The following is a 13,251-nucleotide window of genomic DNA, read 5'->3' on the forward strand; positions in this document are numbered from 1 at the left end:
GTGTTGTTTTAATGTTCGTTGATACTTTTTCATTTGATAGTGCCAACCTTGATCCGAATGAAGAATGACTTGATCACCTGATTGAAGGCGTTCCATTGCTTGTTCTAACATATCATGGATTAGTTTATATACTGGACAAATCATTACTGTGTAGGCAATGATGATTTGTGACGCCGATTTCTTTCGCGATTTCACGAATGGATTCATATCCATTTAAGTATCGTTAAACCGCTTGAATGCGTTGTTCAACTCTTACTTTTACGGGGCAGTTCATGACAGGAGAATGCTCTTTTGATATATAGAATTGTTTTAAAAAACTACCCCCACTATAAAGATAGAATTATTTAGAGTTTACATACTATTTTAAAATAAATCATAGTATTTAATAAAAAGAGAATACTTTACAAACTAAAATCGCGAAATACGTTTTACAATCCTCATGAAATCCCAATAATGATTACATACAAGATATAATTTTTAACAGTATTTTTAATGGTTTTGATAAACGAAAAATAAGTATTGTTAATACGCATGAATACGCTGATAGCTCTAGAATAATATTGTTTTATCATTAAACAAACCCGATATTTAAACAGTGGTTTAATGATAAATTATGCTAATAAAATATATAAAAATATATTGACAATTAATAATCCGGAATATATATTGTATTAAGTACCAATTTTCAGAATATATAAAAAGGTATGTATATTTTTTTGATTTAACTTGTACCTACAACCTGTTGACCTAATGTAATGATACGTAAATATTTTCCTATACTACTATAAAATATAATGTATAATAATAGGAATTGAAAACGGTTGCAAGGGAATGAGGTACATAAAATGGTTAGATTAAAAGAAATAGCAGAACATGTTGGTGTTTCAATTACGACAGTTTCACGTGTCATAAAAAATGATCCTTCACGGAATGTGAACCCTGATACGAAAAAGAAAATTTGGAAGGCAGTTAAAGAGCTAGGTTATATACCAAATGAATATGCAAGACAACTTGTAGCATCTTCAACGCAAGAGAAAAAACGTACAAAGAGGATTGCATGGCTCGCAAGCTCGCGTTTAGCTGAGACTAACCCGTACTTTTCTAAAATTTATTCAGGCATTAACGAAACATTAAATGATGCGGGCTACACTTTATTGTTGATAAGCAATGAAGATTTAGAAGATGATGTGCTTTTTCATCAAATAATCCGAGAAAAAGAAGTAGATGGCGTATTACTGATTGATGAGGTTGACGAAGAAAAACTCACTGAAATGAAGGAATTGCTTCCAGTCGTTGGAGTTGACTTTAACTATAGTGATCATGCAATTTCTACTGTGGATTACGATAGAGAAGAGGCTGCGTATCAAGCTGTTGAACATTTAATTACAAGAGGTCATGAAAAAATCGGTTTCATCGGCGGTGGAATTGGAATTGAAATGACGAAAGAAAAACGTTTCAAAGGCTTTAAAAAGGCAATGAATGATTTTGAATTAGCAATTGAAAAGCACTGGATCATTAATTCTGATTGGTGCATGGAACAAAGCTATTTGGCAGCAAAAAAAATATTGAATGAGACAAAAAATAACCGTCCAACCGCAATTTTTTGTGCAGGTGATTTACTTGCAATAGCAGCAATGCGGGCTGCTCATGAACTTGGACTTAATATTCCAGGTGATATTGCATTCATAGGAATTGATAATAACGAAATGGCCCAATACATTGTTCCTGCGTTAACAACTATATCGGTTCCACAATATGAAATGGGTGTAATAGCAGCAAAAACGTTAATGAGTCAAATCGAAGATAATCCGAATATGGCATTAAAAACCTTATTACCATTCGAATTATTAGTTCGCCAGTCTACATAACAAATCGTAAATTGTTTTTAAAAACTCTTTGGGAAAACGTTTTCCGGAAATCTGGAAAAATTCCCCCGTTATTTAAATAATTAAAAAATAGATGAGGTGTAAAGATGAGAAAAGTAAGAATTGGTGTCATTGGTGCAGGTTTACGTGGTGGACTTGCTCAATACTGGCATAAACCAGAAGGTGAATCAGAAGTTGTTGCACTCGCTGATTTATCTCAAGAACGATTAGATAAGTTTCAAGAAAAAATCGGCTCACCGTTATTTTTAACAAAAGACTACAAAGAATTATTGACTCGTGATGATATTGATGCAATTGCAGTATTATCTCCAGATTATTTACATGAAGAACATGTAATTGCCGCTCTTGAAGCTGGAAAACATGTGTATTCTGAAAAACCACTTGCTATTACGGTTGAAGGTTGTGACCGAATTATTGAAGCTTGGAAAAAATCAGGAAAGCATTTAATGGTTGGTTTCAACATGCGTTATATGAGCATGTACCAAACTATGAAAGACATCATTGATTCAGGTGCTATCGGCGAATTGAAAACAATTTGGGTTCGACACTTCGTAGGATTTGGTGGCTATTTCTACTACCACGATTGGCACGGGAATTCAAAGAATACAACTTCTCTTCTATTACAAAAAGGTTCACATGATCTTGACGTTATCCATTGGATTTCAGGTAAGTATGCGACAAAAGTTTCGGCATTTGGTTCACTAGATTACTACGGAGGGGACAAGCCGAACAACTTAACTTGCCCTGAGTGTGATTTAAAGAGTACATGTCCTGAATACGTTCCTCATACATTTACGGAATGTGCTTTCCGAGAAGAAATCGATGTGGAAGACAACAATATGCTAATTATGGAACTTGAAGGTGGCATTAAGGCATCGTATTTACAATGTCATTTCACTCCAGATTACGAGCGTAACTATACATTTATCGGAACAGAAGGTCGCTTAGAAAACGATGATGTAAATAATAAAATTTACCTGAAAACACGTAAAACTAACACTGTGAAAGAGTTTAGTAATGTCACATACGAAATGAAACCAGAAGAAGGAAGTCATGGCGGGGCAGATCCGAAAATTGCACAAGATTTTGTTGAATTAATCTTACGCAATAAACAACCACTTACAACACCATTTGCTGGAAGAATGAGTGTAGCAGTTGGATGTGCAGCTACTGAATCTATCCGTTCGGGTGGTAAAGTAGTCAACATTTCTCAAGAATCTACTATCGTACACAGTTAATATGTTAGTAAGAAAAGGGGTGTGACCATGACTAAACTGGATGATGGTGTAGGTTATGTAGATGAAATAGAAAAAAGTGAAATAAAGAAGCCATTAAAAAATAGACCGAAAGTGAAGAAAAGTGCTCGAATTGAATGGAAGAAATCATTCAAGAAAAACTGGGAGCTTTATCTATTACTTACACCTGTTATTTTATACTTTCTTGTATTTCATTACTTTCCTCTTTATGGACTACAGATTGCATTTAAAGATTTTATCGCGACAAAAGGAATTACGGGGAGTCCTTGGGTAGGATTTAAACACTTTGAGAGATTCTTTGATAGTTACTATTTCTGGAGACTTATTAAGAATACTGTAGGAATTGGACTATTCACGCTATTAGTTTCATTCCCAGTTCCTATCATTCTAGCGCTTATGCTAAATGAAGTGAAAAGCTTACGATATAAGAAATTTGTTCAAACAGTAATTTATGCACCGCATTTCCTATCAACAGTTGTTGTTGTTGGGATGCTACTATTGTTCTTGAAATCAGATGGACTTGTCAATCAAGTGATTATGTTATTTGGCGGCAATTCAATTGATTTTATAACAGAGCCAGGTTGGTTTAAAACGCTGTTTGTATTCTCTGATGTATGGCAAACAATGGGGTGGAGCTCGATTATTTATATTGCTGCACTCGCTGCGGTGGATCCCGCTCAACATGAAGCGGCAATGATTGATGGTGCTTCTAAGTTCCAACGAATTATTCATATCAACATTCCAGCAATTATGCCTACAATTGTTATTTTATTCATTTTGAATGCGGGATCAGTTATGGCTGTTGGATTTGAAAAAGTATATCTTATGCAAAATGATTTAAATATGTCGACGTCTGATGTTATCTCAACTTTCGTATACCGAAGCGGTATCTTGGAAGCTCAATATAGTTTCTCAGCTGCAGTTGGACTGTTCAACTCGCTCATTAACTTCATCATGCTCATCATGGTAAATCAAATTGCAAAAAAAGTGAATGAGACAAGTCTATGGTAAGGGGTGACTAAATTGAGAGAAACGAAAACAGATCGCGCGTTTAATATATTCAACATTGTATTTCTTGCAATTGTCGCTTTACTAGTAATCTATCCATTGGTTTTTGTTCTCAGTGCATCGCTTAGTAACCCACAGTACGTTTTATCAGGTGAGCTGTGGTTATGGCCTAAAGAATTTACATTAGATGCATATGAAAAGGTATTCAAGAACGAGGATATTATTAATGGTTTTGTGAACACGTTAAAATATACAGTATTTGGTACTATTCTGAATGTTATCATGACCATTTTAGCGGCATATCCATTGTCACGTAGAGATTTAAAGGGACGCGGATTTATAATGGCATTTATCGTTTTCACAATGTTCTTTAGTGGAGGGCTTATCCCTACGTATTTACTTATTCGTGATTTAGGAATGTTAAATACGTTTTGGGTTATGGTCATACCGAATGCTGTTGCAGTTTGGAATATTATCATAATGCGAACGTTCTTCCAGTCTATTCCTCATGAGTTAGAGGAGTCGGCAATGATTGATGGTGCAGGGAATCTCAAAATTCTTTGGAGTATTGTACTTCCTTTATCGTTCCCTGTAATAGCAGTAATGGTACTGTTCTATTCAGTAGGCCATTGGAATTCATACTTCCAAGCATTAATCTATTTGCAAGATCAAGAAAAGTTTCCACTTCAATTGATTCTTCGCCAAATACTAATTCAAGGTCAAACTGATGACATGATTAAAGCAACTTCTGAAAGCTTTTTAGCTCAACAACTAAGTGTTGAAGGGTTGAAATATGCAGTACTGATTGTGGCAAACTTGCCGATGCTTATGCTTTATCCGTTTTTACAACGCTATTTTGTAAAAGGGGTTATGATTGGCTCACTTAAGGGGTAACAAAGAAAACAGATATACGAGGGGGAGATTGTATTGAAGAAGAGATATTTTGCTGGTATTGTCACAAGTCTATTATTAACATCTAGTATTTTAGGCGCTTGCTCTAGTAATGAAGGAACAACTGGAAAAAGCGAGAATATAGATAACGTTAATAAAACGGGTATGCCCATTGCTAAAGAAAAAATCGAAGTTGATGGTTTTGGAGCAAAATTCTTTGCATCACAAGATTGGAACAAATTGATGCTTTGGGATGAGTACGCGAAAAAGTCAAATATCGAAGTGAACTGGAAAACAGTACAAACTGAGGCTTTAGCAGAGAAAAGAAATTTAATGCTTGCAGCAGGTGATTATCCAGAACTATTCTTTGCGTCAGCTTTTCCTAAAACAGATTTAGTTAAATACGGACAGCAAGGTGTATTTCTACCATTAAACGACTATATTGATGAATATGCTCCAAACTTTAAGAAGATTATGGAAGAGTATCCATCAGTGAAACAAGGCGTTACAATGGCAGATGGCAATATTTACGGCTTCCCTACAATCTATGACCCGAAATTTGAATCGCTTCGTGCTGGGACACCTTGGATTAACCAAGAGTGGTTAGATAAGTTAAACCTAAAGGCGCCTGAAACAACGGATGAACTATATAAAGTATTGAAAGCATTTAAAGAAGAAGATCCGAATGGCAATGGTAAAGCGGATGAACAAGCTTGGGGTGGCGGATATGGTATTCTTGAATTCATTCATTATTTACGTGGTACGTATGGCTTGAATAAGCAAGGATCAATGAACATAAACCTTGACTTTAAAGAAGGAACGGAAGAATTCCGCTTTGTCCCATCAACTGATGAATATAAAGAATTACTTACATTCTTGAACAAACTTTATACAGAAGGTTTAATTAACAAAGATGTTTTCACAACAGAACCGCAAACGTTTTCTGCTGAAGCATCTAAAGGCAATTATGGTATGTTAAACGAAGTTGACCCTAAAGAATTGTTGAAGCTTGATGGATATGTTGGTGTACCAGTTCTAGAAGGTCCTACAGGAGAACGTGCTTATAACTTTGTTTCAAATGGACTTGGAAATCTTGGTATGTTTGTTATAACTGATAAGGCAAAAGATCCCGAAGCTTTAGTTCGCTGGATTGATTACCTTTATGGTGATGAAGGGGCGAAAATGTTCTTCATGGGCTTTGAGGGCGTAACGTATGAAGAAGATAAAGACGGTAACTTCAAATATCTACCGGAAATTACAGATAATCCAGATGGTAAAAATATGGACCAAGCAATCAGTGAATTCTTAACTTGGCCAGGGGGATATTACCCTGGAATCGTAAAACAGAAATACTTCCAAGGTGCTGAAGCAAAAGAAAACACAATTAAAAACGCTGAGCAAGTTCGTCCTTATCGTATTAAAGACGAAGATATACTACCAGGATTGAACTATACACTCGAAGAAAGTGATAAAGTTAGTGCAATCATGACAGATATTCAGACATATATTGATGAAATGGCTGCAGGCTTTATTACTGGTAAACAAGATTTCAGCAAGTGGGATGACTACAAGAAGACTCTTGATAAAATGGGATTACAAGATTATCTAAAAACTGCTCAAGGAGCATATGATCGCACTAAAAAATGAAAAGTAAATTTAAAATTGCTCATACAAGGATCTCCTTGTATGAGTTTTACCCTTTAAGGGAGGTAGTATAATTGAACATGAACGGATGGAAAGGGAAGCTCTATTGGTTTGTAGAATTTGTGACGATGCTGGCTGTACTGCAACTAATGTGGATTGGATTAACTTTATTAGGTCTAATTATTTTTGGCATATCACCCGCAACTGTTGGACTATTTTCGATAATGAGAAAAAGATTACATGGTCAGGATGATTTAAAAACACTTATAAAAAATTATTGGAAAGTATATAAAGAAGAGTTTATTAACTCAAATAAGATTGGTGTTATTTTAATTGGTATTGGTTATTTTTTAATAATCAATTTAAAAATTGTGTTAAATATGAGTGGAAGTTATAGTTTGTTAATGTTGACGTTGATTGTCATGATTACAATTTTATATGCTGTAATGGTAATGAATATATTCCAAGTGTTTGCGCATTACGACCTACCATTCTCTCGTTATTTTTCGACATCTCTTCTATTAAGTATCTCATTTCCACTCCAAATGCTTGGTTCTATTATCGGTCTCTATGTGTTGTATCGAATTTTCTTATTCATACCAGGGTTACTGCCATTTTTCGGAATAAGTGTGACGATACTATTCCTCACATGGATGTCATCCCAAATTTTTAAGTTAAAAGGTGAATCGGATGGTTCAATACAGAAAGAAGATAAAAATACTAAACAGCAATTTGAAGAAGGTACTATAACATGAAAAATATAATATTAATTAACGCAACAGTTGTTCTTGAAAAAACAATTGTTCAAAATGGGTTTGTTTATATAAAAGGGGAAAAGATTAAATCTGTCGGTAAGATGGTAGATTGTCCATCTCATAGTGATGAAGACCAAGTGTTTGATTGTACTGGAAAACAATATGTTATTCCAGGTATGATCGATATGCATATACATGGTGCTGCCGGATATGATTTTATGGATTCGACTAAAGAATCTTTTAAAGAAATAGCCCATGCACTTGCCAAAGAGGGAACAACTTCTTTCCTTGCAACAACGATGACAAATCCAATGGTACATATAAATGAGGTTATTGAAAATCTTGCAAGCTATATGAAAGATAATAATCTTTCAGGTGTGGCGGAAATGTTAGGTATTCATGTTGAGGGGCCCTTTATTAATAAGGAACAAAAAGGGGCTCAACCAGAAGAGGCTATTCTAGTACCAAATGTTAGTGTATTTAAAAAATGGCAAACGCTATCTAGAGATAATATTAAAGTTTTAACATTTGCTCCTGAATTAGATAACCATTTTGAGTTACTAAAGGAACTTAAAAGTAACAATGTTATTCCGTCAATGGGGCATTCAAATGGTTCATATGATGAATGTTTGCAAGCTATAGATCATGGAGTTGAACATGCTACGCATCTCTTTAATGGAATGAGAGGGTTGCATCATCGAGATCCGGGTGTCGTTGGAAGTGCACTTTTAAATGATGATATTTTTGTAGAAGTCATCCCTGATGGCATTCATTTTCATCCAGACCTATTGAAAATGGTTGTTAAGTTGAAAGGGCTTGATAGAATGCTCGTTATTACAGACGGAATTCGAGCAAAGGGAATGACCGATGGGGTTTATGATTTAGGTGGTCAAAGGGTGAAGGTTAATGATGGTAAATGCATATTAACTTCAACTGGATCACTCGCAGGTAGTATCGTCACAATGAATAATGCACGACTGAATCTTATAAAATGGCTTGGGCTAACTATTCACGAACAACTGCAAATCACTTCCTCTAATCAAGCTAAGCGTCTAGGTGTATACGATCGAAAAGGATCTATTCAAACTGGAAAAGATGCTGATATCGTAGTTCTAGGAGAAAATGGTGCAGTGGAATTGACAATTTGTAGAGGTTTTGTCGCTTTTCAACAGAAAGACGCATTCAAATAATGTCAATCTTTATGAAATGATGATATATTGAATTTATGAAGAAGTAAGAAGAGGATGAGTAACGTATGAAACCGTTAGATCAAAAAAGTATTATTCCATTATATCATCAACTAAAGCAACGTTTAGATGCGCGCATTAGAGGAGGTGAATGGAAGCCAGGGGATAAAATAGATTCTGAAAATCGTTTAATGGAGTTGTTCCAAGTAAGTAGAAACACTGCGAAAAAAGCGATAGAAGAATTAGTTCAAGAAGGTACATTGTATCGTGTACAAGGAAAAGGAACTTTTGTTTCGAAACCTAAATTTGAACAATCACTAGGTGGTTTTTATAGTTTTAGTCGAGTTTTACAAGAACAAGGTCTACATCCAAAAGATCATGTGCTTGAAGTGAAGGAAGTCGAGCCATCAGCAACAGTAAGGCAAGGACTACAGCTTCCAGAAGATGAAATGGTCGTTGAAATAAAACGATTACGCTGTGCTGAAGAAGAGCCTATCATTCTTGAATCATCATTCATGCCTAAGTCAGTTATTCAAGATATGTCTGTTTTGCATGAAGTTGGTACGTTTTCCCTTTATGATTTATTGGCTGAACGATATAACGTGATAGTTGTTCGAGCTAAAGAGGCTTTCGAACCTGTTCTGATTCGCGAGGAAGAAAGTGTACTTCTAGAGACAGAAGCCGGTAAACCTGCTTTACTATTGGAACGAACAGCGTATGATACGAATAATCGCCCAGTAGAATTTTGTATTTCAATTGTACGTGGTGATCGTTGTAGATTTTACACTGAGCTTCATTAATACTCATAGAATTTTCTATGAGTTTTTAAATAATCAAAGTTAACCCAACAACCCATCTAATAGGAGGAAGAAACTATGTCATTAGTTACAACGAAAGAAATGTTAAAAGACGCTTACGAAAATCATTATGCAATCGGTGCATTCGGTGCGCACAATTTAGAAATAATAAAAGCAGTAATTGCAGGCGCTGAAGCAACAGGTTCACCAGTTATTCTGCAAACTACTGCCAGCACATATAAATATGTAGAAATGCCATATATGATTGCAATGGCAAAAGCAGCTGCCGAACAAGCAAAAGTACCAGTAGCACTTCATCTTGACCATGGTGAATCATTTGATATTGTGATGGAATGCTTACGTGCAGGTTACACATCTATTATGATTGATGGCTCAAGACTCCCATTAGAAGAAAATATTGCGCTTGTTCGTAAAGTAACGGCTGCCGCAAATGCAATTAATGTACCAGTAGAAGCGGAACTAGGAACAATTGGTGGTGTAGAGGATGATCTTGAATTAGAAGAATCTAAGGCATTTTTCACTGATCCGGTAATTGCTGAACGATTTGTGCGAGAAACTGGAATTTATTCATTTGCTCCTGCATTTGGAACAGCACACGGAAATTATAAAAAGGAGCCTAAGTTACAATTTGAATTACTAGGTGAAATTCAAAATTTAACAAATATCCCTCTAGTTATGCACGGAGCATCGGGTGTACCGGATGATAGTTTAAGAAAGGCATTAGATTATGGTGTTGCAAAAGTGAACTTCTCAACTGAATTGAAAGACATGTTCGCAGAAAAAGTTCGAGCATTTTTTAAAGAAAATCCTAATGAAAATGACCCACGCAAATATTTCATGCCTGCACGTGAAGCGCTTATTGAATTAGTAAAAACAAAGATTGTTACTCTACAAAAATGATAACAACTATCACGTTAAATGCAGCAATCGATCAGGTGTATGAAGTAGATTCGTTAGCAGTTGGAGGTACGAATCGAGTTTCAACCATAATTCAAGAAGCGGGCGGTAAAGGGATTAACGTTGCAAAAGTTCTTAAGGGTTCTGGAGCAGACGTTACTGTAGGTGGGTTTGCAGGTGGTATTAATGGTGAGAGAATTCGTCAGTTACTTTTGAAGAAACGTATTCCAAGTAAGTTGATTCAAGTAGAGGGTGAAAGCCGTGTCTGCTTAACTGTGCTAGATTCAAAGAAAAGTAAAGTAACAGAATTACTTGAGAGTGGTCCAGAGATTACTAAGGAAGAATGGCTATCAATGCTAAATTGGATAGATAATCAATCTAAACATGTGAAGTGGTTTGCATTATCCGGCAGTTTACCGAAAGGTTTACCAACAACGGCGTATGCTGAACTTATTGATATTATCAATACAAACGGTGCAAAAGCGATTCTTGACTCAAGTGGAGATGCTTTACGAAATGGTATCAAAGCAAAACCTTTTGCGATCAAGCCGAATGAATTTGAAATTGCGACAATTCTCGGCAAAGCAACTGTAAATGAAACTAATCTACTTGATATAGGAAAGCGCTTTGTAGATGATGGAGTTGAGCATGTCTGTTTTAGTTTAGGGGAAAAAGGTGCAATTTTTGTCAATAAAGATGGTTATTTCAGAGCAGATGCACCGAAAGTAGAGGTCGTTAACACAGTAGGAAGTGGAGATGCCTTTGTAGGTGGATTGTTATATGGATTAGCTAATGGTGAAGAACCATTAATAGCTTATAAAAGAGCATTAGCATGTGGTTCAGTCAACGCAATGTACAGCAAAATTGGTTTCATTGATTCGCAACAAGTTGCTGATTTAATGGAGCAAATTACAATCATAAAATTATAGATTGGGGAAAATAAATATGTATACTTATAAAGAAATAACTGGTCAAGGCGAACAACTTCAAAAGACTCTTGAAATTGTAGAGAGTTTAAATTTAGAAATCGGAAATGTAGATCAAGTCTTATTTACAGGTTGTGGAACATCATATTACATAGCAGCTTCAGCAGCTAAATATTTCCAAACGGTGACCGGCGTATTTGCTTCAGCAATCCCTGCATCTGAATTATTCCTTCATACATCTTCATGTATAGTACCAGGAAAAAAATATTTAATCGTTGCGATTTCAAGATCAGGAACTACTTCAGAAATACTTATCGCACTAGATCATTTAAAAGGCCATGCTGACCTTAGCACAATGGCGATTACTTGTAACGGTGATACGCCGATGGCAACTGCAGCAGATAAAGTGATAGCACTTGACCATATTTCTGAAAAAAGCGTCGTAATGACTCAATCATTCTCTAATATGTTGTATGGCCTACAAGTATTTGCTGCAACACAAGCAAATTCAACTCACAATTTAAATGAGTTAAAACAAATACCTCAATTAGTTGCAGATGCATTAACAAATGAAAACTTAACAAAAGTTGTCGCTGAGGATCTTACTAAAAAACGCATTATTTTCTTAGGATCTGGTTCATATAACGGTATTGCGAAAGAGGCAACACTAAAATTAAAAGAGATGACGCAAACAGAATGTGAAAGCTATTCTAATTTAGAATTTAGACACGGTCCTATTTCAATTGTAGACGAAACTACAGTAGTCATCTTGATGACTCAACTAGAAACAGCTGATTATGATCAAGCTCTAGTTAAGGATATACAAAGACTTGGTGGTTGTGTTCTTACTATTGGTACAACACCTGAAGGCTTTGAAGCGGACCATATTATTAAATTGACGGATGAAATTAGCGATTTAAATAGACATGGAATTTATGTTCCTTATCTGCAATTACTTGCGTATCAACGTGCGATTCATTTAGGATATAATCCAGATAAGCCTCGTAACCTTACTCAAGTAGTTAAATTGTCGTAATTGGATGGTGAATGAGAATGGAATACATTTTAGCAGCAGATGTTGGAGGCACTAAACTAGCTACAGCTTTGTTTCGCAAAGACGGGACTGTGGTAGAAGAAATCGTGATTCCAAGTGAAAAACATGACGGCGAAAAACTATTCCATTCACTAGTAGATTCTTTTAAGAATCTACTAGTGAATTCATGTGTGTACATGGATGATGTAAAAGGGATAGCATTGGGAATTCCCGGAATTGTAGACTCTGAAAAAGGGATAGCGGTTTTTCAAAATAACCTACCTTGGAGAGACTTCCCATTAGCAGATAGATTAGCGATTGAGTTTCCCGAAACACAGATTAAAATAGACAATGATGTGTATATGGCTACTTGGGGGGAATATACGAACCGTGGATTTACTAAAGAGTCTATGGTTTATGTGACGCTGAGTACTGGCATTTCTTGTTGTTCGATTCATCAAGGAGAGTTTTTACGAGGTGCTGGCATGGCAGGGGAAATTGGCTTTAGTCTAACAGACAACCTAGAGACAACGTTAGAACCTCTAGTTTCTGGTCCTGCATTGGAATCAAAAGGGCGAGAACATTTTAATAATCCTACATTAAAATTACATGAAATGATGGAATTATATTATCAAGGTAACGATGCAACAGTCTCTATCATAAACGAAGCAGTTACTTCGTTAGCTAAAGAAGTACATCATATTATGGTTTTTTTAGATCCGCACTGTATCGTTCTTGGCGGGGGTGTTTTTAATCATCATCCTGAGCTGATTAAGGCAGTTAAGAATGAGGTCAGTAAGTATCTTAGCCATCCATTATTAAAAGGAAAAGAAGAGCGTATTGAAGCAAGCGTATATAAAGGTGAAGCCGTATTACGTGGTGTTGCCTCAACAATAATAGAAGAAAAAAGATAAAAAATTAACCCTCATCCATAAGTTATCGGATGAGGG

The 13,251-nt window shown here is 35.7% G+C and carries 12 protein-coding genes and 1 pseudogene; 12 read left to right on the forward strand and 1 reads right to left on the reverse strand.

What is annotated here, in order from left to right; all coding sequences use genetic code 11:
• Positions 1-213, reverse strand: a pseudogene (locus ACQKM9_RS03850) (IS3-like element ISEnfa3 family transposase); the annotation flags it as partial.
• A 632-nt stretch (positions 214-845) separates the two neighbouring features.
• Between ACQKM9_RS03850 and ACQKM9_RS03855 the strand changes: the two are divergent.
• From ACQKM9_RS03855 to ACQKM9_RS03910, 12 genes are all read left to right on the forward strand, one after another.
• Positions 846-1,868, forward strand: a complete 1,023-nt coding sequence (locus ACQKM9_RS03855) for a LacI family DNA-binding transcriptional regulator (RefSeq protein ID WP_427732828.1) — start codon at positions 846-848, stop codon at positions 1,866-1,868.
• 104 nt (positions 1,869-1,972) lie between these two features.
• The gene (locus ACQKM9_RS03860; RefSeq protein ID WP_427732830.1) at positions 1,973-3,124 is read left to right on the forward strand and encodes a Gfo/Idh/MocA family protein; all 1,152 of its coding nucleotides are present in this window, start codon (positions 1,973-1,975) and stop codon (positions 3,122-3,124) included.
• A 27-nt stretch (positions 3,125-3,151) separates the two neighbouring features.
• The gene (locus ACQKM9_RS03865) at positions 3,152-4,153 is read left to right on the forward strand and encodes an ABC transporter permease (RefSeq protein ID WP_427732832.1); all 1,002 of its coding nucleotides are present in this window, start codon (positions 3,152-3,154) and stop codon (positions 4,151-4,153) included.
• Between the two features lie 12 nt (positions 4,154-4,165).
• Complete coding sequence (locus tag ACQKM9_RS03870; RefSeq protein WP_427732834.1) at positions 4,166-5,044, forward strand: carbohydrate ABC transporter permease; 879 nt, start codon at positions 4,166-4,168, stop codon at positions 5,042-5,044.
• A gap of 33 nt (positions 5,045-5,077) precedes the next feature.
• Positions 5,078-6,688 carry an extracellular solute-binding protein gene (locus ACQKM9_RS03875; protein ID WP_427732836.1) on the forward strand — a complete coding sequence of 537 codons (1,611 nt, stop codon included), beginning with the start codon at positions 5,078-5,080 and terminating at the stop codon, positions 6,686-6,688.
• A 77-nt stretch (positions 6,689-6,765) separates the two neighbouring features.
• Positions 6,766-7,440 carry a YesL family protein gene (locus tag ACQKM9_RS03880; protein ID WP_427733383.1) on the forward strand — a complete coding sequence of 225 codons (675 nt, stop codon included), beginning with the start codon at positions 6,766-6,768 and terminating at the stop codon, positions 7,438-7,440.
• The gene (nagA, locus tag ACQKM9_RS03885) at positions 7,437-8,630 is read left to right on the forward strand and encodes an N-acetylglucosamine-6-phosphate deacetylase (protein WP_427732838.1); all 1,194 of its coding nucleotides are present in this window, start codon (positions 7,437-7,439) and stop codon (positions 8,628-8,630) included. The genes ACQKM9_RS03880 and nagA overlap by 4 nt, the downstream gene beginning before the upstream one ends.
• Positions 8,631-8,695: 65 nt before the next feature.
• Complete coding sequence (locus ACQKM9_RS03890; protein ID WP_427732840.1) at positions 8,696-9,427, forward strand: GntR family transcriptional regulator; 732 nt, start codon at positions 8,696-8,698, stop codon at positions 9,425-9,427.
• Between the two features lie 75 nt (positions 9,428-9,502).
• Complete coding sequence (locus tag ACQKM9_RS03895) at positions 9,503-10,345, forward strand: class II fructose-bisphosphate aldolase (protein WP_427732842.1); 843 nt, start codon at positions 9,503-9,505, stop codon at positions 10,343-10,345.
• Positions 10,342-11,271 carry a 1-phosphofructokinase gene (gene pfkB / locus ACQKM9_RS03900; protein ID WP_427732844.1) on the forward strand — a complete coding sequence of 310 codons (930 nt, stop codon included), beginning with the start codon at positions 10,342-10,344 and terminating at the stop codon, positions 11,269-11,271. Before ACQKM9_RS03895 ends, pfkB begins: the two co-directional genes overlap by 4 nt.
• A 16-nt stretch (positions 11,272-11,287) precedes the next feature.
• On the forward strand, positions 11,288-12,304 hold the full coding sequence (locus ACQKM9_RS03905; RefSeq protein WP_427732846.1) for an SIS domain-containing protein: 1,017 nt from the start codon (positions 11,288-11,290) through the stop codon (positions 12,302-12,304).
• A 17-nt stretch (positions 12,305-12,321) separates the two neighbouring features.
• On the forward strand, positions 12,322-13,215 hold the full coding sequence (locus ACQKM9_RS03910; protein ID WP_427732848.1) for an ROK family protein: 894 nt from the start codon (positions 12,322-12,324) through the stop codon (positions 13,213-13,215).
• The last annotated feature ends 36 nt before the right edge of the window (positions 13,216-13,251 follow it).

Source organism: Viridibacillus sp. NPDC093762, from assembly GCF_050279675.1.
Taxonomy (GTDB): Bacteria; Bacillota; Bacilli; order Bacillales_A; family Planococcaceae; genus Viridibacillus.

What these genes read in the sequence shown, in the direction of transcription:
- nagA (WP_427732838.1), top strand. Translation starts at nt 7,437, where the DNA reads ATGAAAAATATAATATTAATTAACGCAACAGTTGTTCTTGAAAAAACA.
- ACQKM9_RS03895 (WP_427732842.1), top strand. Translation starts at nt 9,503, where the DNA reads ATGTCATTAGTTACAACGAAAGAAATGTTAAAAGACGCTTACGAAAAT.
- ACQKM9_RS03860 (WP_427732830.1), top strand. Translation starts at nt 1,973, where the DNA reads ATGAGAAAAGTAAGAATTGGTGTCATTGGTGCAGGTTTACGTGGTGGA.
- ACQKM9_RS03905 (WP_427732846.1), top strand. Translation starts at nt 11,288, where the DNA reads ATGTATACTTATAAAGAAATAACTGGTCAAGGCGAACAACTTCAAAAG.
- ACQKM9_RS03855 (WP_427732828.1), top strand. Translation starts at nt 846, where the DNA reads ATGGTTAGATTAAAAGAAATAGCAGAACATGTTGGTGTTTCAATTACG.
- ACQKM9_RS03890 (WP_427732840.1), top strand. Translation starts at nt 8,696, where the DNA reads ATGAAACCGTTAGATCAAAAAAGTATTATTCCATTATATCATCAACTA.
- ACQKM9_RS03880 (WP_427733383.1), top strand. Translation starts at nt 6,766, where the DNA reads ATGAACGGATGGAAAGGGAAGCTCTATTGGTTTGTAGAATTTGTGACG.
- ACQKM9_RS03910 (WP_427732848.1), top strand. Translation starts at nt 12,322, where the DNA reads ATGGAATACATTTTAGCAGCAGATGTTGGAGGCACTAAACTAGCTACA.
- pfkB (WP_427732844.1), top strand. Translation starts at nt 10,342, where the DNA reads ATGATAACAACTATCACGTTAAATGCAGCAATCGATCAGGTGTATGAA.
- ACQKM9_RS03865 (WP_427732832.1), top strand. Translation starts at nt 3,152, where the DNA reads ATGACTAAACTGGATGATGGTGTAGGTTATGTAGATGAAATAGAAAAA.